The sequence below is a fragment of the Micromonospora sp. DT233 genome, assembly GCF_049841815.1.
GTDB lineage: Bacteria > Actinomycetota > Actinomycetes > Mycobacteriales > Micromonosporaceae > Micromonospora.
Genome location: NZ_JBNCLB010000009.1, coordinates 38742 through 56055 on the forward strand (window position 1 = coordinate 38742; position 17314 = coordinate 56055).

Here is a 17314-nt window from a genome sequence, read left to right on the forward strand (position 1 = left end):
GTCCTACCCGCTCGGGCGGTCGTCGATGCCTGGCGGCTCGGTCGGAATGAGGATCTCGAACCAGACGGTCGACCCGCGCACGGTCGGGTCGGTGCCCCAGGCGTCGCTGAGCTGCTCGATCAGGCCCAGCCCGCGGCCCCGGCTGCTCAGCGTGTCGGTGCGGGCCCGGGTCACCGCCCCCCGGGTGCCGGAGTCGGCCACCGACACCAGCAGCCGCTCCGGGCTGAGGTCGATCTCGACGCGCGCGGCGGTGCCGGCGTGCAGCAGGGCGTTGGTGGTCAGCTCGCTGGTGCAGAGCACCGCCGCACCGATCACCGACTCGGGCACCTGCCAGTCGCCGAGCTGGGCGGTGAGCCAGTGGCGTACCCGGCTCGGCGCGGTCGGCTCCGCCGGCATCTCCATGCTCGCCGAGCGGCTCGGCATCAGCGCGTGCTCCACCGCCAACACCGCGACGTCGTCCTCCGTGGCACCCTCGACGGCGGCGGTCGCCACCGCGCACAACGCCCGGGGGTCCCCGCTGGCGGCGGCGGCGACGGCGGTGGCGAGGGCGTCCAGCCCGGTGGTCAGGCTCTGCCGCCGCCGCTCCACCACCCCGTCGCTGAACAGCAGCAGCGTGTCGCCGGGGGCGAAGCGGACCGTGGTGGTGTGCGGGGCGCAGCCCAACCCCAGCGGGGCCCCCGGCGGCACGTCCAGGTAGACCGCTCGGGGCTCGCCGCCGGGTGCGCAGCGGCGCAGCAGCGGCGCCGGATGGCCCGCGCTGGCCAGCGTCAGCCGCTGCCGGGACGCGTCGACCACCCCGAACACCACGGTCACGAAGAGCTCCTGGGTGCCGGTCTCGGTGCTCAGGCTGCCCACCAGGCGGTCCAGCCCGGCCAGCACGGCGTCCGGCCGGGGGTCGGCCAACGCCAGGGCCCGCAGCGCGGCGCGGACCTGACCCATCCGCGCCGCCGCCTGCACGTCGTGCCCGGCCACGTCGCCGAGCACGATGCCCAGCTCGCCGGTGGGCAGCAGGAACGCGTCGTAGAAGTCCCCGCCGGCGGCGTTGCCGTCGACGCCGGGATCGTACCGGGCGGCGATGCGCAGCCGGGGCAGGTCCGGCAGGTGCGCCGGCAACATGCTGCGTTGCAGCAGTTGGGCCGTGCCGTGCTGGGTCTCGAACCGGCGGGCCCGCTCCGCCGCCTGGCCGATCAGCTCGGCGGAGGCGGCCAGCAGGGCCCGCTCGGCGGCCGCCCACGGGTGCGCCCGGTGGTAGCCGACGGTCAGGCCGCCGCGCAGCGCGGAGGTCCGCAGCGGCTGGGCGGCCAGCGCCCGCACCTTCTGGTCGTGCCGGTCGATCGCGGTGTCCCGCAGCGGCTGGCCGTCGCCGACGAACTGGGGCACCCCGCTGCGGGCGGCGACCACCAGTGGGCCGGGGGAGTCGGCGGGCGAGCGCCGCCACAGCGGGGGCAGCCGCTCGTCGGCCTCGTCGAGCAGCTCCCCGCGCACCCGCCGGACCGTGCGCCACCCGGCGCCGTCGTCCACGCCGAAGGTGACCCGGTCGGCGTCGAAGGCGGTGAGCAGGTAGCGCAGGGCCACTCGGGCCACGTCGTCCAGGGTGAGGGTGCCGGCCAGCGCGGCGGCGACGTCGCTGAGGCTCTGCAACTGCGCGGTGACCTGCGTGGCCTCGGTGGCGACCGTCAGCACGCCGACGATCTGCCCGGCGCTGTCGCGCACCGGCGAGTAGCCCCGGGTGAAGACCGACTGCTCGCGGGCGCCGTGGCGGTGCCGGTCGAAGGGGAGCACCGCCTCCTTCTCCAGGAACGACTCGCCCAGCCGGTAGGCGCGTTCGATCACGTCGCCGACGCCCGGCTCGGCCCACACGTCGGCGAAGACCTCGGGCGCCGGGCGACCCACCGCGCCCGGGTGGCGGTCGCCGATCAGCGTGGCGTAGCCGTCGTTGTAGAGCAGCAGCAGGTCGTCGCCGTACGCGAAGGCCATCGGCACCGGGGAGGCGAGGACGAGGTCGACCACCCCCCGTACTGCCGGGTCCCAGCGCGGCCGTGGCCCGAGCGCCGTCCCGGCCCAGGGATGGCCGAGTACGACGCCCGCCGCGTCGGAGACGGGCGGCTCCGGGGCGGCGGGCGTTGCTGGCGTGGGCGCTCGCCCAACCGTGCCTGGCATGTCCGCAGCCTATCCGGAGCGCCCGGCCGGCAACCCGAGCGCGTCACCGAACCGAGACCGACGGGGCATTGCTCTTCCGGCCGGCGGTCTGGTGCCCGCAGGGCGGCTCCGGGCCGACCTGGGGGAAATGTCGGAAAAATAGGCAGCCGTCGCCCGGCGTGCTGCCGCACGTGACGGGTATGCCCGCGCCGAAGTCCATGCGACAGGAGGGACACCATGCAGAAAACCCTCGCGGTCGGGCAGGTAGACGTAGGGGATGCCCTGACCGACATGTGGAGGTCGGTGCTGCTGTTCATCCCGAGGGCGATCGCGTTCGTCGTGATCCTCGTGGTGGGTTGGCTCATCGCCAAAGCGGTCCTCAAGATCGTGGACACGGTACTGGAACGGGTGGGGTTCGACCGGGCGGTCGAACGAGGTGGCATCCGGCGTGCGCTGGAACGCACCAAGTACGACGCCAGCGACATCCTGGCGAAGTTGGCGTACTACGCGGTCCTGCTGTTCACCCTGCAGTTCGCCTTCGGGGTGTGGGGGCCCAACGCGATCAGCGACCTGATCCGGGGGGTGGTCGCCTGGCTGCCCCGGGCGTTCGTCGCGATCGTCATCGTGGTGATCGCCGCCGCGATCGCCAACGCCGTGCGTGACCTGGTCAGCGGCTTCCTCGGCGGCCTCTCGTACGGCCGGGTGCTGGCCGACGTGACGGCGATCTTCATCCTGGCGCTCGGCATCATCGCCGCGCTCAACCAGGTGGGCATCGCCACCACGGTGACCACGCCGGTGCTGGTCGCGGTGCTCGCCACGGTGGCCGGCATCCTGATCGTCGGCCTCGGCGGCGGACTGGTGCGGCCGATGCAGGCCCGCTGGGAGGGCTGGCTCAACCGGGCCTCGGAGGAATCCCGCGCACTGCGGGAGCACCGCCAGGCCCAGGGCGCCGGCCGGGGCGACGTCGAGCGGCGGATGGCCGACCGCACGGGTGCCGGACGCACCCAGGCCACGCCGATGCCGGAGGGCTCCATGACCGGCGGGGGACAGGGCACGTACCGCTCCGGCGGCGACGAGACCCAGCAGTTCGGTCGCCCGACCGGCTGACCGGGACGGCACGAGGGGAGGGGGCCCACGGGTCCCCTCCCGCTCGGCTACCGCGGGTCAGGTCGGCTGGTGGGCAGCGGCGGTGCCGCTCGGGTGTCCAGCGAGCGGGCCAGGGCGCAGACCGCCAGCAGGCGGGTGAGCAACCAGTCCGGTTCCGACCAGTCCACCGGCCCGGCGGGCGACTGCCAACCGTGCTCCCGCGCCGCGTCCCGGGCTCCCTCGGCGTACCCGGCGAGCGCGGCCCGGCTCAGCGGTCGACGGTCGCCGCCGAGGCTGTCCCGCACGGCGGCGGCGTGCTGGTCGACCTCGGCCAGCAGCGCGGGTCGGGCGGCGGCGGCGGCGAGCCCGGTCGCACCGATCGAGGCGGCCAGCGCGGCGAGGACGGCGTTGGCGGACTCCACGGCGGCGCGGCCGGCCACCCGCTTCGAGGACACACGCATGGGAAGTGAGGGTAGCCGCCCGGTGACCCGGCCGGTCTCGGCCACTCGGCCGGCCCCGCCGGGCCACCCATCGCCGGGCACCGGCCGCGCGGACCGAGCCGGTCGCGGCGGGGCGCAAGTGCGGACGGGCGCGTCGCCGACACAGGGAGGCACGGATGGGACACCAGGACGAACCGGCCGGGGAGCACCGCCGCCCGGCGGGCGTCAGCGACACCACCGTGGCGGCGCTGGGCAGGCTCAGCGCGGCCCTGGAGACGATCGAGCAGGTCCGTGGGCACCTCTACGCGCTGCACCAGCTCGTCGGCCACGCCGACCTGATGCTCGACGAGGCCATCGAGAGCTTCCGCGCGGCGGGGCACCACGGCATCGCCGACCGGCTCGCCATCGACCTGCTCGGCCGCAACGTGATCGCCGGCCGGTGGACCTTCCAGATCGTCGAGGACTTCGACGACGGGTACTACGCGCTCTTCCGGGACATCGACCGCCAGGCCTGCGAGGAACTGGTCGGCGGCCGGCGGCACCTCTACGAGGCGGAGATGAAGGAGCGGCGGCGTACCCACGGTCGCCCCGGCCACGAGGCGCGACCGGCCGACGCGGGCTGACCTGCGCCGCCTGGTCGGGCGACGGGCGCGGCGGCTAGTCGGAGGAGGGGGCGCCGGCCGGGCGACGCCGGGAGGCGTCGTCGGCGATGATCACGGTGGCCACCATCAGGGCCACGCAGAGGCTGAACAGCCACGAGTCGTCGGGGGCGAACCTGGCGGCGACCGGAGCCTGCACGGCGGCGAGGAGGAAGCCGAGCCAGGCGAGGCGGCGCTGACGAAGGGTGAGAAAGCCGGAACCCTGCTGCATGGCGAAAGTCTTACGCGGCAGCCCTCGATAGCCGACCCCCGACGGGACGATTATGGATGGCCTGCCCCATTTTCCCACCGCCCGTACCGCATCTCTTGCCGTTTCGGGGGACGCGGTGTTCCCCCTTGGTTGATCCAGCGACCGGCCGGGATCGCGCGAATCGACCCGCCGCCGAATCTTGGACGGTTGTCGTCCACCGGGGACCACAACCGTCCAAGATTCGCTCATTCGACGAGGTCACATGGTGTCCGGGCCGGTGCGACCCATGGTCGACGGGCGGTACGCGCGGTCGGCGTCGGTGCGCTCCCGCTCCCGCTCGGCGGGGGCCGCGTCACGGTCCACCGCCTCGGGGCCGTGCCCGAAGGCGGCCTCCTCGCCGGCGTCGTTGCCGGTCACGTCGTCGGACTGCCCGTCGAGCGTCGACCGGGCGATGGCCCGGTCCAGCTCCTCCAGGGGAAGTCGTTCCTCGTCGCGCCACACGTGGCTGTCGTTGTCGGTCATGCTGTCGCCGTACCCGGGGCCGCCGAGGGCAAACGGGCGCTGCCGGGCCACCGACGCGCGATCGGCCGGCGGCCGTCGTACCCGGAACGCGGTGATGGCCGCCGGGAACCCGGCGGCCATCGGAGAACGCGTCGCGGCGAGCGGATCAGGGCTGCGGGCGGTCCACGGCGCCCCGCCAGGCGCCCGTCTCCTGACCGCGCCGCTCGATGAACGTCTTGAACCGCTCCAGGTCGCCCTTGGCGCGGTGGTCGACCACGCCGAGCTTGGCGCCGGCCTGCTCGACCACGCCGTGCGGCTCGAACTCCAACTGGAGGGTGACCCGGGTGTTGCCCTCGTCGAGGCGGTGGAAGGTCACCACGCCGGCCTGCTGGGTGCCCCCCGTGGAACGCCAGGCGACCCGCTCGTCCGGGAGCTGCTCGGTGATCTCGGCGTCGAACTCCCGCTTCACCCCGGCGATCTCCACCGTCCAGTGGGTCATGGTGTCGGTGACCTGCCGGACCTCCTGCACCCCCTCCATGAAGTGCGGGAACTCCTCGAACTGGGTCCACTGGTCGTACGCGGTCCGGATCGGGACGGCCACGTCCACGTGCTCGGTAACGTCACTCATCGGCAGGTCCTCCTCGGGGTGTCGGATGTGGGTGGGACGGGGTGCGGCCTACCAGCGGGTCGTCTCGTTGCGGTGCCCGAGGGCGGCCCACACCTCGGAGACGGTCTGGTAGCGGGTGCCCGGCGGCAGACCCTCCAGGGCGGCGACGACGTCGTCAGGGGCGTCGTTGTCGCGGGCGTTCGCGACCAGTGCCTCCCGGTCGCCGGGCAGGGCGGTCATCGTGATGTACCGCCCGAGCCTGCTGCGCGCCTCGACGTCCGCCGAGCTCATCCCCTTCGGTGCGCCGGTACGCAGCTCGCCGGCCGGCGCGGTGGTCGGCTCCGGCTGGTCCTCACCCGCGGGCTCGGGCTGCCGGAACTCGTCGACCCGGGAGCCGGCGGCACCCGGGCCCTGCACCAGGCCGCTGACCTCCTGGCTCATCTGATCGTCGAGCCTCGGGCTGTGCTTGCTGCTGCCACGTTCCATGTCTTCTGCGCTACCCGGCGGGGCCGCCGATAAACCGAGAGCGACGCCGCAACGGCGCAACCGGTCACGAATCGGCCGGCACCCGCAACGGCGCGACCGGTCACGAATCGGCCGTGGCCCGGGGGGTCAGCACCGGCTCGCGCGGATCCGGGTCGCCGGCCTGCATCGCCCGGCCCCGTTGCAGCTCGGCGTTGATCTGCACGCCCAGCATCAGCGCCGAGTTGGACAGGTAGAGCCAGACCAGGAACGCGATCACCGCGCCGAGGCTGCCGTACGTCACGTCGTACGAGCCGAAGTTCGCCACGTAGAGGCCGAAGCCGAAGGAGGCCAGGGCCCAGGAGAGCAGGGCGACCGCCCCGCCCGGGGTGAGCCAGCGGAACCGGGGTTGGCGCACGTTCGGGGCGATCCAGAACAGCAGCGACAGCAGCCCCATCATCACCAGGGCCAGCACCGGCCACTTCGCCACGCTCCACACCGTCCGGGCCAGCCCGCCCGCGTGGACCAGGTCGCCCACCGCGTCGGTGACCGGGCCGCTGACGATCAGCCCGGTGGCCACCACCGCCACCAGCACCAGCGTCACGGCGGCCAGGCCGATCTGGAGGGGTCGCAGCTTCCAGACCGGCCGCCCCTCGGTCACCCCGTAGACGGCGTTGGAGGCCCGGGTGAACGCCCCGATGAAGCTGGACGTCGACCAGAGCGCGCCGAGCAGACCGAAGCTGAGCAGCGCCTTCGCGCCGCTCTGCTGGTCCACCACCGCGCGCACGATGCTCACGAAGCTGTCGTTGCCGACCACCGAGCCGGCCCCCACGTCGCGGGCCAGGTCGATCACCGTGTCCACCGTCCGCTCCCCGTCGGAGACCAGGCCGACCAGGGCCACCACCACGATGGTGGACGGGAAGAGCGCGAGCACCCCGTAGTAGGTCAGGGCGGCGGCCCAGTCGAGGCAGTCGTCCTGGACGAAGTTCTTGACGCTGCGCACCAGCACCCCGCGCCAGGTGCGCCAGCTCAGTTGGCGTACCCGCCGGGGCAGCCGCGCCCGGTCGGGGGCGGCCGTGTCGGGTTCCGTCGTCGCTGCCATGACCGCTCCCTGGGCCCCGGCGGCGCGGGGTGACCGGTCCACCCGCGCTCGCCTGGTCCCGCCGGTACCCGCAGCCGGAATTCGACAAACCCGGCACGGACCGGCCACCGGTTTGGGGGTGCCAGCCGGGGGAAGGACCGAGACGACCACCCCAGACCGATGCGAAGGAGGACGACATGCCCGCGCGCGAGGTACTGCCCAGCACGCTGCGGCGCTCCCCGGAGAAGGCGCAGCGCACCTGGGAGAAGACGCACGACTCGGCGGTCGAGACCTACGGCGAGGGGGAGCGGGCGCACCGGGCCGCGTTCGCCGCCGTGAAGCACCAGTACGAGAAGGTCGGCGACCACTGGGAGGCCAAGGGCCGCAAGGGGCCCAGCGACCGGCAGGCGGCCGGTGGCGGCCCGGCCCGCCGCGCCCCCACGGCCGGCGGCGTGGACGCCAACGCCACCAAGGAGCACCTGATGGGGGTGGCCCGCAAGCTCGACATCCCCGGCCGCTCCCGGATGACCAAGGGTGAATTGGTCAAGGCGATCGAGAAGGCCAACGACCGCAGCACCCGCAAGGCCCGCGGCGGCTGACCCGCCGCCGCTCGACCGCCCCCCGCCGGGTCACCAGCGACCACCGGCGGGGGGCTCGAGGTGTACGGCCTTCGTGGCCGTGAACTCGTCGAGCAGCTCCGGGCCGTAGCCGAAGCCCTGCCCGCTGCCCCGGCGCGGGTGGGCCGCCCCGCCGGGGGCCCCGCCGAAGACCGCGTTGACCTTCACGGTGCCGGCCGGCAGCTCCCGCCAGGCCCGCTGGGCGTGGCTCATCGACCCGGTGAGCACCGTGGCGGCCAGCCCGTACGGCGAGTCGGCGGCGCAGCGCAGCGCCTCGTCGAACGAGTCGACCACCACCACCGGGGCGACCGGCCCGAAGGTCTCCTCGCGGACCAGCGCCATCTCGTGCCGGCAGTCGGTGACCACGGTCGCCGGGTAGAACGCCCCGGGCCCGTCGGGCACCGCACCGCCGACGCGGATCCGCGCCCCGCCGGCCACCGCCGCGGTCACCTGAGCGTGCACGTGGTCGCGGTGCCGCCGGTCGACCAGCGGCCCGAGCTGGGTGGCCGGGTCCCGGCCCGGCCCGGTGCGCAGCGCCCCGGCCCGCCCCACCAGGGCGTCGACGAAGTCCCCGGCGACGTCGCGGTGCACGTAGATCCGCTCCACCGCGACGCAGATCTGCCCGGCGTTGGCGAACGCCCCCAGCGCCGCCTGCTCGGCGGCCCAGGCCGGGTCCACCCCGGCGTCGACGATCAGCGGATCGCTGCCGCCGTTCTCCAGCAGCGCCTTCGCCCCGCTGCGGGCCGCCGCCTCGGCGATGGACCGGCCGGTCGCCGTGGAGCCGACGTGCGCCACCACGTCCACGTCGCCGCCGGCCAACGCCGCGCCCACCGCGCCGCCCCCGGTGAGCAGCGACAACACGCCGGCGGGGAGCACCCCGTCCAGGGCCCGCGCCAGCAGCCAGCCGGTCGCCGGGGTCCGCTCGCTGGGCTTGTACAGCACCACGTTGCCGGTCACCAGGGCCGCGCCGAGCAGCCCGCAGGAGACCGCCACCGGGTCGTTCCACGGGGTGATCACGGCGACCACGCCGCGCGGCTGCGGCACCATCAGGTCGATGGCGTCGGCCGCGCCGAGCAGGCTCCGCCCGCCGCGCAGCGGGCCCAGCTCCGCGTACTGCCGCAGGGTGGCCACCCCCGCCTCGACGCCGCCCCGAGCGTCCGCGAGGGGCTTGCCCATCTCGGCGGTCACCGCCTCGGCCAGCTCCCCGGTCACCGCCTCGACCGCGTCGGCGGCCCGGTGCAGGGCCGCCGCCCGCGCCGCCGGGGCGGTCGCCGCCCACTCGGGCGCGACCTCCCGCGCCGCCTCCACCGCCTTGCCGACCTCGTCCGCCGTGGCCACCGGCACGGCGCTGACCGGGGCGCCGTCGGCCGGATCGTGGACGACCAGCTCGCCGCCCGCGCCCCCCGCCCCCCACACCCCGCCGATGAGCTGCGCAACCGTGTACATGCGGCAGCGCATCCCCCGGCCGACCCGACGCAAACGCGTTTCGGTCGGCGACCGGACGGGTAGCCGGGTTCGATGATCCCGACGGGTGCCCGGCGATGAGTCCGACCGGTGTCCAGACGGCGGACGCCGTGGTCGTCGGCGCGGGCCACAACGGCCTGGTGGCCGCCAACCTGCTGGCCGACGCCGGCTGGGACGTGCTGGTCTGCGAGGCGACCGGGGCCCCCGGCGGCGCGGTGCGCTCGGCCGAGGTGACCGCCCCCGGCTACCTCAGCGACCTCTACAGCTCCTTCTATCCCCTCGGCTACGCCTCCCCGGTGCTGGGCGGCCTCGAGCTGGAGCGGCACGGGCTGAGCTGGACCCACGCCCCCGACGTGCTGGCCCACCTGCTGCCCGACGGCCGGGCGGCGGTGCTCAACCGCGACCTGGACACCACGGCCGCCTCCCTGGAGACGTTCGCGCCGGGCGACGGCGAGCGCTGGCGCGAGGCGTACGCCGAATGGCTGAACGTCGCCGGGCCGCTGCTGGAGGCCATCACCACGCCGTTCCCGCCGGTGCGCGGCGGGGTCGGCCTGCTGCGCCGGCTGCGGGTCGGCGGGGCGCTGCGGCTGGCCCGCCGGCTGCTGGTGCCGGTGGGCCAGCTCGGCGACGAGCTCTTCGACGGCGAGGGCGGCCCGTTGCTGCTGGCCGGCTGCGCCCTGCACACCGACCTGGCCCCGGCCGACGCCGGCTCCGGGGTGTACGGCTGGCTGCTGGCCATGCTCGGCCAGCAGGTCGGCTGGCCGGTGCCGGTCGGCGGGGCGCAGCGGATCACCGACGCGCTGGTGGACCGGCTGACCGACCGGGGCGGCCGGATCCTCTACGGCGCCCGGGTCGACCGGGTGGTCACCGCCCGGGGCCGGGCGTTGGGGGTACGCACCGTCGGCGGCACCGCCTGGCGGGCCCGCAGGGCGGTGCTGGCCGACGTCCCCGCCCCCGCGCTCTACCTGGACCTGGTCGGCGCGGGGGCGCTGCCGCCCCGGCTGGTGCAGGACCTGGCGCACTTCCGGTGGGACGGCTCCACCGTCAAGGTCGACTGGGCGCTGTCCGGGCCGGTGCCGTGGCGCAACCCGGCGCTGGCCGGCGCGGGCACCGTGCACCTGGGGGCGGACCTCGACGGCCTGACCGGGTACGCCGCCGAGCTGGCCCGGGGGCGGGTCCCGGCCGAGCCGTTCCTGCTGCTCGGGCAGATGAGCGTGGCCGACCCGAGCCACTCGCCCCCGGGCACCGAGTCGCTCTGGGCGTACACCCACCTGCCGTTCCGCCGCGACTGGCGGGCCGAGGAGGTGGCCGCGCACGTGGCGCGGATGGAGCAGGTCATCGAGGACGCCGCGCCCGGCTTCCGCAGCCGGGTGGTGGGGCGGCACGTGGCCGGCCCGGCCGACCTGGAGCGGGGCGACCCGAGCCTGGTCGGCGGGGCGCTGGGCGGCGGCACCGCGGCGGCGTACCAGCAGCTCTTCCTGCGGCCGATCCCCGGCCTGGGCCGCGCGGACACCCCGATCGACCGGCTCTACCTGGCGAGCGCGTCGGCCCACCCGGGCGGCGGGGTGCACGGCGCGCCCGGCGCGAACGCGGCGCGGGCGGCGCTGGCCCGCGACCGGGCCGTCACCGGCGGGCTCTACGCGCGGGCGATCGGCGCGGCCCACCGGGCGGTCTACCGCTGACCGTGCCGCGTCGGCCTGGCCCCGCCGTCCCACCGCGACGAAATCGGCCCGGCCCCGCGTGCGGGCCGGGCCGTCAGGTCAGCGATCCTCGATGTTGCGATGCCGGGTACGCAGCTTGAACGGCATCAGCGCGCTTTCGATCTTGGTGGCGGTGGTCATCTTCGACAGCCCGTCGCGGCGCTCCTCGAAGCGGATCGGCACCTCCAGGATGGTGTGCCCGAGCTTCGTGGCCAGGTAGTGCATCTCCACCTGGAAGCTGTAGCCGTTGGACTGCACCCGCTCCAGGCCGATGTCGCGCAGCGCGTCCGCCCGCCAGATCTTGAACCCGGCCGTGAGGTCGCGGATGCGCACCCGCAGCAGCGTGTGCACGTAGAGGTTGGCCCAGCCGCTGAGCGCCCGCCGGTACAGCGGCCACGCCTCGTCGAGCTGGCCGCCGGGCACGTACCGGGAGCCGATGACCACGCCCGCCTGGGTGGAGAGCAGCGCGCCGAGCATCCCGGGCAGCGCCTCCGGCGGGTGGGACAGGTCGGCGTCCATCTGCGCCACGTACTCCGCGCCGTCGTCGAGCGCCCGGCCGATGCCGTCGACGTACGCCCGGCCGAGGCCCTCCTTGCCGGCGCGGTGCAGCACCCGCACCCGGCCGGGGTGTTCCTGGGCCAGCTTGTCGGCCACCTCGCCGGTGCCGTCCGGGGAGTTGTCGTCGGCGACCAGCACCGTGAGGCCCGACAGCGGCAGCGCGAGGAGCCGCTCGACCACCACCGGCAGGTTGCGCGCCTCGTTGTAGGTGGGGACCACGACGGTCAGACGCGCGTTCCGCCACGGTTCGGGCAGCTGCACGGGTTCGATCATGACGGACATCCTCGGTTTGCCGACAGGGTTACCTGAGAGGGTAGCCAGTTGACCTATCGCCGTCGTCAAGGCTCCCCGTCTGCTGCGCGGGCGCGGGTGTGTGCGCCGGTCAGCGCCCCGCGTCCGGCCCGGTCACCGGTGCCCGGTCGGTCGCCGCCGCGGACCCCGGCTCCGCGCCCCGGTCGGTCACCGGCTCGGCCACCCGGTCGGTCGTCGGGTTGCCCGTGCGCCGGGTCGCGATGTCGGCCAGCCGGCGCAGCGTCTCCCGGTTGCGCCGGTGCAGCACCAGGTCGTTGAGCTTGTTGCGGACCCACCGCAGCGGGCCGGCGGCGAAGTCCTCGCCGATGCGCACCCGGGTGGCGTCCGCGCCGACCGGCTCCAGGGTGAACACCACGATGGCCTCCCCGGCCGGCCAGAAACCGGCCCGGATCACCAGCTTCTGCGGCGGCTCGCAGAGCAGCACCGTGGAGGTGTCCTGCAACGAGAACGGCCACGGCCCGGCCTTGTGGTGTAACTGGGCGCCGACCCGGGGCCAGGCGTCGTCCACGTCGCGCATGTGCACCGTGCCCACCACCCAGTCGCTGTACGTCCAGCCGTCGGCGAGGACGTCGAAGACCCGCTGCGGGGGTGCCTGTATCACTTGCTCCACAACTGCCACCGTCCTTTGCTACCCGAGGTTGGGCCGGCGCTAACGACCCGCGCGGGTTAGCTTCTCGGCGGCGGCGGGTAACGCCGCACCGGAGCCGTCGCACCCGCCGTACCGAAGCCGCCGCGCCCGCCCGCCCGCGCCCCGAGCGCGGCCGGCGACGACGTTTACTCCCCGGGGCGCAGGGAACGCGCCGCCCGTGCGACGGGACCAGATGGAGCCGGATCGGCGCAGGTCAGCCCGGGTCGACCCGGGGGCCGGGCGGCGGCGCGGCGGCGTCCTGTTCGACGCGGTGCTGCTGGACCGCGACGGCACGCTGATCGAGGACGTGCCCTACAACGGGGACCCGGAGAAGGTGCGCCCGATGCCGGGGGCGCGGGCGGCGCTGGACCGGCTGCGGACGGCCGGGCTGCGGCTGGGGGTGGTGACCAACCAGTCCGGGCTGGCCCGGGGCCTCTTCACCGCCGCCCAACTGGCCGCGGTGCACGCGCGGGTGGAGGAGCTGCTCGGCCCGTTCGACTCGTGGCGGGTCTGCCCCCACGACGACGACGCGGGGTGCCCGTGCCGCAAACCGGCACCGGGGCTGGTGCACGCCGCCGCGGCCGACCTGGGCACCACGGCCGGGCGGTGCGTGCTGGTGGGCGACATCGGCCGGGACATGGCGGCGGCCCTGGCGGCGGGGGCCACGGGCATCCTGGTGCCGACGCCGGTGACCCGGGGCGAGGAGGTCGCCGCGGCCCCGTACGTGGCGGCGACGCTGCCCACGGCGGTGGAGGAGATCCTGCGCCGGCAGGCCGCCGTGACCCCGGCGCGGCCCCGGCGCGGCGGAACGGTGCTGCTGGTACGCGCCGACTCGGCCGGGGACGTGCTGGTCACCGGGCCGGCGGTGCGGGCGGTCGCGGCGCACGCCGAGCGGGTGCTGCTGCTCTGCGGGCCCCGGGGCCGGGAAGCGGCCCGGCTGCTGCCGGGGGTGGACGAGATCGTCGAGTGGCCCCTGGAGTGGATCGACCCGGACCCCGCCCCGGTGCAGCCACGCCGGGTCGAGGCGCTGCTGCGGCGGCTGACCGCCCTCGCCGTGGACGAGGCGGTGATCTTCACCAGCTTCCACCAGTCGCCGCTGCCGCTGGCGCTGCTGCTGCGCCTGGCCGGGGTGCCCCGGGTCAGCGGGATCAGCGACGACTACCCGGGCAGCCTGCTCGACGTGCGGCACCGGGTGCCGCCGGGGGTGCCCGAGCCCGAACGCGCCCTCTCCCTGGCCGCCGCCGCCGGCTACGCCCTGCCCGCGCCCGACCAGCCCCGGCTGCGGCTGCGCCGCGACGCGGTGCCACCGCCACCGCCCGGCCTGGACGAACCCGGCTACCTCGTGCTGCACCCCGGCTCGTCGGCGACCTCGCGGGCCTGCCCGCCGGAGCTGGCCGCCCGCATCGTCGGGGTGCTGGCCGGGGCCGGTCACCGGGTGGTGGTCACCGGCGGGCCCGACGAGCGGGAGCTGACCGCCTCGGTGGCCGCCGCCGGGGGCGTCGACCTCGGCGGGCGCACCGGGCTGGCCGAGCTGGCCGGGATCATCGCCAACGCCGGCGCGCTGGTCGTCGGCAACACCGGCCCGGCGCACCTGGCCGCCGCCCTGGGGGTGCCGGTGGTCAGCCTCTTCGCCCCCACCGTCCCGTTCGGGCAGTGGGGGCCCTACCGGGTGCCGGCCGTGCGGCTCGGCGACGCCGACGCGCCCTGCCGGGACACCCGGGCCACCCGCTGCCCCGTGGCCGGCCACCCCTGCCTGGCCGGGCTCGACCCCGGCGCGGTCCTGGCGGCGGTACGCCTGCTCGGCGTACCCCCGGTCGCCGGGCGGTCGACGGCGGCGGCCCGCGCGGTCGTGCCGGCCGGCGGCGGGGGCGGCCGATGAACGTCCTGGTCTGGCACGTGCACGGCTCCTGGGCCACCTCCTTCGTGCACGGCCGGCACCGCTACCTGGTGCCGGTCACCCCCGACCGGGGCCCCTGGGGCCTCGGCCGGGCCCGCACCTACCCGTGGCCCGAGCGCGCCGTCGAGGTCACCCCGGAGGCGCTCGCCCGCGCCGAGGTCGACGTGGTGGTCCTGCAACGCCCGGAGGAGTTCGAGCTGGCCTGCCAGTGGCTGGGGCGACGGGTCGGCCGCGACGTGCCGGCGATCTACGTCGAGCACAACACCCCCAAGGGCGACGTGCCGGAGACCCGGCACCCGATGGCCGACCGCGACGACCTGCTGCTGGTGCACGTCACCGGCTTCAACGAGCTCTTCTGGGACAGCGGCACCACCCGCACCACGGTCGTCGAGCACGGCGTCGTCGCTCCGAAGGTCGAGTGGACCGGCGAGCTCGACCGGCTCGCCGTGGTCATCAACGAGCCGGTACGCCGCTGGCGGGTCACCGGCACCGACCTGCTGCCCCGCTTCGCCGCCCTCGCCCCGCTCGACGTCTTCGGCATGGGGGTGGGCGGGCTCGCCGAGCGGCTGGGGCTGCCCGCCGACCGGCTCGCCACCCACGACGACGTGCCGCAGGAGCTGATGCACGCCGAGCTGGGCCGGCGGCGGGCCTACCTGCACCTGTGCCGGTGGACCTCGCTGGGGCTGAGCCTGATCGAGGCCATGGCCATCGGCATGCCGGTCGTCGCGCTGGCCACCACCGAGGCGCCGGTGGCGGTGCCGCCGGAGGCCGGCGCCCTCTCCACCCGCGTCGGGGAGCTGGTGGGGGCGACCCGCCGCCTCCTCGACGACCCGCAGGCCGCCCGCCGGGCGGGCGCGGCGGCCCGCCGGGCCGCCCGGGAGCGCTACGGACTGGACCGTTTCCTCGCCGACTGGGACCGCCTGCTGGAGGAGGAAGTATGCGCGTCGCGATGATCTCGGAACACGCCAGCCCGCTCGCCGTCCTCGGCGGCGAGGACGCCGGCGGCCAGAACACGCACGTCGCGGAGCTCTCCGCCGCGCTGGCGGCCGCCGGGCACGACGTGCGGGTCTACACCCGCCGCGACGCGGTGGACCTGCCGGTGCACGTGTCCGGCCCGGACGGCTACGACGTGGTGCACGTGCCGGCCGGGCCCGCCGAGCCGGTCGCCAAGGACGCGCTGCTGCCGCACATGCCGGCCTTCGGTCGCTGGCTGGTGCAGCGGTGGCGCGGCGGGGAGTGGGCACCCGAGGTGATCCACGCGCACTTCTGGATGAGCGGCCTCGCCGCGCTGGCCGCCGGCCGGCGCAGCGGGGTGCCGGTGGTGCTGACGTACCACGCCCTCGGCACCGTGAAGCGCCGCTACCAGGGCGCGCAGGACACCAGCCCGCCCGGCCGGATCGAGCGCGAGCGGGAGTTGGGCCGCGCGGTCGACCGGGTCGTCGCCCAGTGCCAGGACGAGGTGGGCGAGCTGGTCCGGCTCGGGGTGCCCCGGTCGCGGATCACCGTCGTGCCGTCGGGGGTCAACCTCGCCACGTTCGCGCCGCTGGGCCCGGCCGCCGAGCGGGACCCGGGCCGGGCCCGCATCCTCACCGTCGGCCGGCTGGTGGAACGCAAGGGCTTCCAGGACGTGATCCGGGCGATGACGCGGGTGCCCGCCGCCGAGTGCGTGGTGGTGGGCGGCCCGCCCGAGGGACTGCTGGAGGCCGACCCGCACGCCCGCCGGCTGCGGGCGCTGGCCGCCTCGTGCGGGGTCGCCGACCGGGTCACCCTGGTCGGGGCGGTGCCCCGCGAGGAGATGGCCCGCTGGTACCGCTCCGCCGACGTGCTGGTCGCCGCCCCCTGGTACGAGCCGTTCGGGCTCACCCCGCTGGAGGCGATGGCCTGCGGCGTGCCCGTGATCGGCACCGCCGTCGGCGGGCTGACCGACACCGTGCAGCCCGGGGTGACCGGCGAGCTGGTCCCGGCCCGCGACCCCGACGCGCTGGGCGCCGCGATCCGCCGGCTGCTCGACGACCGGATCCGCCGCTTCGCGTACGCCGGGGCGGCCCGCGACCGGGCCCGCCGCCGCTACTCCTGGGCGGCGGCGGCCGACCGGCTGACCGAGGTGTACGGGCAGGTGGCGGCGGTGCGCCGCCCGGCCCGGGTGGTCGCCTGATGGCCGCCGTCCCGGCCCGCCCCGACGGTGGGGCGGCCCCGTCGGTGCTCGACGCGCACCTGGCGCACCTGGCCGCCGCGCTGCCGTCGCTGCGCGGCTGCGAGGAGCTGCTGGCCCGGTGGGGCGCGGAGCTGGCGCACCGGCTGGCCGCCGGGGGGCGGCTGCTGGTGGCCGGCAACGGCGGCAGCGCCGCCGAGGCCCAGCACCTCACCGCCGAGCTGGTCGGCAAGCTGCGCGACGACCGCGAACCGCTCTCGGCCATCGCCCTGCACGCGGAGACCTCCGCCCTGACCGCCATCGGCAACGACTACGGCTACGCCGAGGTCTTCGCCCGCCAGGTGCGCGCCCACGGCCGCCCCGGCGACATCCTGCTGCTGCTGACCACCAGCGGCACCAGCGCCAACCTGCTCGCCGCCGCCGACGCCGGCCGGCGGGCCGGGCTGCGCTGCTGGGCCTTCACCGGCCCCGCCCCCAACCCGCTGGCCGACGCCTGCCACGACACCCTGGCCGTGGCGTCGGCGGACGGCCAGGTCGTCCAGGAGCTGCACCTGCTCTGCGCGCACGTGCTCTGCGAGTACGTCGACCGGGTGCTCCCCGCCGCCCGCGCGGCGGCAGGCCCCGCGACGGTGGGGCCGGCGGGGGCGACGGTCGGCGCGGTCGGTGCGCCGGCCGGGCCGGTGCGCGCCGGGGTCGAGGTGGCGCTGGACGGCGGGGCGGACCGGCCGGGCGGAGCCGAGCCGGTCGGGGCGGACCCGGTCGAGGTGGCGCTGGACGGCGGGACGGACCGGCCGGTCGAGGCGGGACGAGGGGGCGAGTGA

The 17314-nt window shown here is 76.0% G+C and carries 18 protein-coding genes; 8 read left to right on the plus strand and 10 right to left on the minus strand.

All coding sequences use genetic code 11. The annotated features are described in order from the left end of the window. Positions 1–3 precede the first annotated feature (3 nt). The gene (locus tag ACLQ2V_RS19650) at positions 4–2160 is read right to left on the minus strand and encodes a SpoIIE family protein phosphatase (protein WP_425719980.1); all 2157 of its coding nucleotides are present in this window, start codon (positions 2158–2160) and stop codon (positions 4–6) included. 216 nt (positions 2161–2376) lie between these two features. Between ACLQ2V_RS19650 and ACLQ2V_RS19655 the strand changes: the two genes are divergently transcribed. Beyond that, a complete protein-coding gene (locus tag ACLQ2V_RS19655) occupies positions 2377–3246 on the plus strand; it encodes a mechanosensitive ion channel family protein (protein WP_425719981.1) in 870 nt (289 codons plus the stop codon). Positions 3247–3293: 47 nt separating this feature from the next. On the opposite strand, the gene ACLQ2V_RS19660 is transcribed toward ACLQ2V_RS19655, so the two are convergent. Further along, the gene (locus tag ACLQ2V_RS19660; RefSeq protein WP_425719982.1) at positions 3294–3686 is read right to left on the minus strand and encodes a DUF6401 family natural product biosynthesis protein; all 393 of its coding nucleotides are present in this window, start codon (positions 3684–3686) and stop codon (positions 3294–3296) included. 155 nt (positions 3687–3841) lie between these two features. Between ACLQ2V_RS19660 and ACLQ2V_RS19665 the strand changes: the two genes are divergently transcribed. Then, the gene (locus tag ACLQ2V_RS19665) at positions 3842–4288 is read left to right on the plus strand and encodes a hypothetical protein (protein ID WP_425719983.1); all 447 of its coding nucleotides are present in this window, start codon (positions 3842–3844) and stop codon (positions 4286–4288) included. Positions 4289–4322: 34 nt separating this feature from the next. Here the strand turns inward: ACLQ2V_RS19665 and ACLQ2V_RS19670 are convergent, their stop codons facing one another. The 5 genes from ACLQ2V_RS19670 to ACLQ2V_RS19690 form a co-directional block, all read right to left on the minus strand. After that, entirely contained in the window at positions 4323–4535 is a 213-nt protein-coding gene (locus ACLQ2V_RS19670; RefSeq protein ID WP_425719984.1) for a hypothetical protein, read from the minus strand. A gap of 237 nt (positions 4536–4772) precedes the next feature. Next, complete coding sequence (locus ACLQ2V_RS19675; RefSeq protein WP_425720121.1) at positions 4773–5036, minus strand: hypothetical protein; 264 nt, start codon at positions 5034–5036, stop codon at positions 4773–4775. A gap of 145 nt (positions 5037–5181) precedes the next feature. Beyond that, positions 5182–5643 (minus strand): SRPBCC family protein, encoded by a 462-nt coding sequence (locus ACLQ2V_RS19680; RefSeq protein ID WP_425719985.1) that lies wholly within the window; start codon positions 5641–5643, stop codon positions 5182–5184. Between the two features lie 48 nt (positions 5644–5691). After that, positions 5692–6108, minus strand: coding sequence for a DUF2795 domain-containing protein (locus ACLQ2V_RS19685; RefSeq protein WP_425719986.1), 417 nt, complete (start codon positions 6106–6108; stop codon positions 5692–5694). A 100-nt stretch (positions 6109–6208) separates the two neighbouring features. Further along, complete coding sequence (locus tag ACLQ2V_RS19690; RefSeq protein WP_425719987.1) at positions 6209–7186, minus strand: YihY/virulence factor BrkB family protein; 978 nt, start codon at positions 7184–7186, stop codon at positions 6209–6211. A gap of 176 nt (positions 7187–7362) precedes the next feature. On the opposite strand from ACLQ2V_RS19690, the gene ACLQ2V_RS19695 reads away from it, so the two are divergent. Continuing rightward, positions 7363–7764 carry a ChaB family protein gene (locus ACLQ2V_RS19695; protein WP_425719988.1) on the plus strand — a complete coding sequence of 134 codons (402 nt, stop codon included), beginning with the start codon at positions 7363–7365 and terminating at the stop codon, positions 7762–7764. Between the two features lie 30 nt (positions 7765–7794). Here ACLQ2V_RS19695 and ACLQ2V_RS19700 read toward each other — a convergent pair whose 3' ends face one another. Continuing rightward, positions 7795–9228, minus strand: a complete 1434-nt coding sequence (locus ACLQ2V_RS19700) for an aldehyde dehydrogenase family protein (RefSeq protein ID WP_425719989.1) — start codon at positions 9226–9228, stop codon at positions 7795–7797. 95 nt (positions 9229–9323) lie between these two features. Between ACLQ2V_RS19700 and ACLQ2V_RS19705 the strand changes: the two genes are divergently transcribed. Beyond that, complete coding sequence (locus tag ACLQ2V_RS19705; protein WP_425719990.1) at positions 9324–10928, plus strand: phytoene desaturase family protein; 1605 nt, start codon at positions 9324–9326, stop codon at positions 10926–10928. A gap of 78 nt (positions 10929–11006) precedes the next feature. Here the strand turns inward: ACLQ2V_RS19705 and ACLQ2V_RS19710 are convergent, their stop codons facing one another. Next, a complete protein-coding gene (locus tag ACLQ2V_RS19710) occupies positions 11007–11777 on the minus strand; it encodes a polyprenol monophosphomannose synthase (RefSeq protein ID WP_425719991.1) in 771 nt (256 codons plus the stop codon). Between the two features lie 109 nt (positions 11778–11886). Then, positions 11887–12426: an SRPBCC family protein gene (locus ACLQ2V_RS19715; protein WP_425719992.1), complete on the minus strand. Its 540-nt coding sequence runs from the start codon at positions 12424–12426 to the stop codon at positions 11887–11889. Positions 12427–12637: 211 nt separating this feature from the next. Here ACLQ2V_RS19715 and ACLQ2V_RS19720 point away from each other — a divergent pair, with 211 nt between their 5' ends. The 4 genes from ACLQ2V_RS19720 to ACLQ2V_RS19735 are packed head-to-tail and all read left to right on the plus strand — an operon-like array spanning position 12638 to position 17314. Beyond that, complete coding sequence (locus tag ACLQ2V_RS19720) at positions 12638–14323, plus strand: HAD-IIIA family hydrolase (protein WP_425720122.1); 1686 nt, start codon at positions 12638–12640, stop codon at positions 14321–14323. Beyond that, on the plus strand, positions 14320–15294 hold the full coding sequence (locus ACLQ2V_RS19725; protein WP_425719993.1) for a glycosyltransferase: 975 nt from the start codon (positions 14320–14322) through the stop codon (positions 15292–15294). The genes ACLQ2V_RS19720 and ACLQ2V_RS19725 overlap by 4 nt, the downstream gene beginning before the upstream one ends. Then, positions 15279–16496 carry a glycosyltransferase gene (locus tag ACLQ2V_RS19730; RefSeq protein ID WP_425719994.1) on the plus strand — a complete coding sequence of 406 codons (1218 nt, stop codon included), beginning with the start codon at positions 15279–15281 and terminating at the stop codon, positions 16494–16496. Before ACLQ2V_RS19725 ends, ACLQ2V_RS19730 begins: the two co-directional genes overlap by 16 nt. After that, positions 16496–17314: a D-sedoheptulose-7-phosphate isomerase gene (locus tag ACLQ2V_RS19735; protein WP_425719995.1), complete on the plus strand. Its 819-nt coding sequence runs from the start codon at positions 16496–16498 to the stop codon at positions 17312–17314. The genes ACLQ2V_RS19730 and ACLQ2V_RS19735 overlap by 1 nt, the downstream gene beginning before the upstream one ends.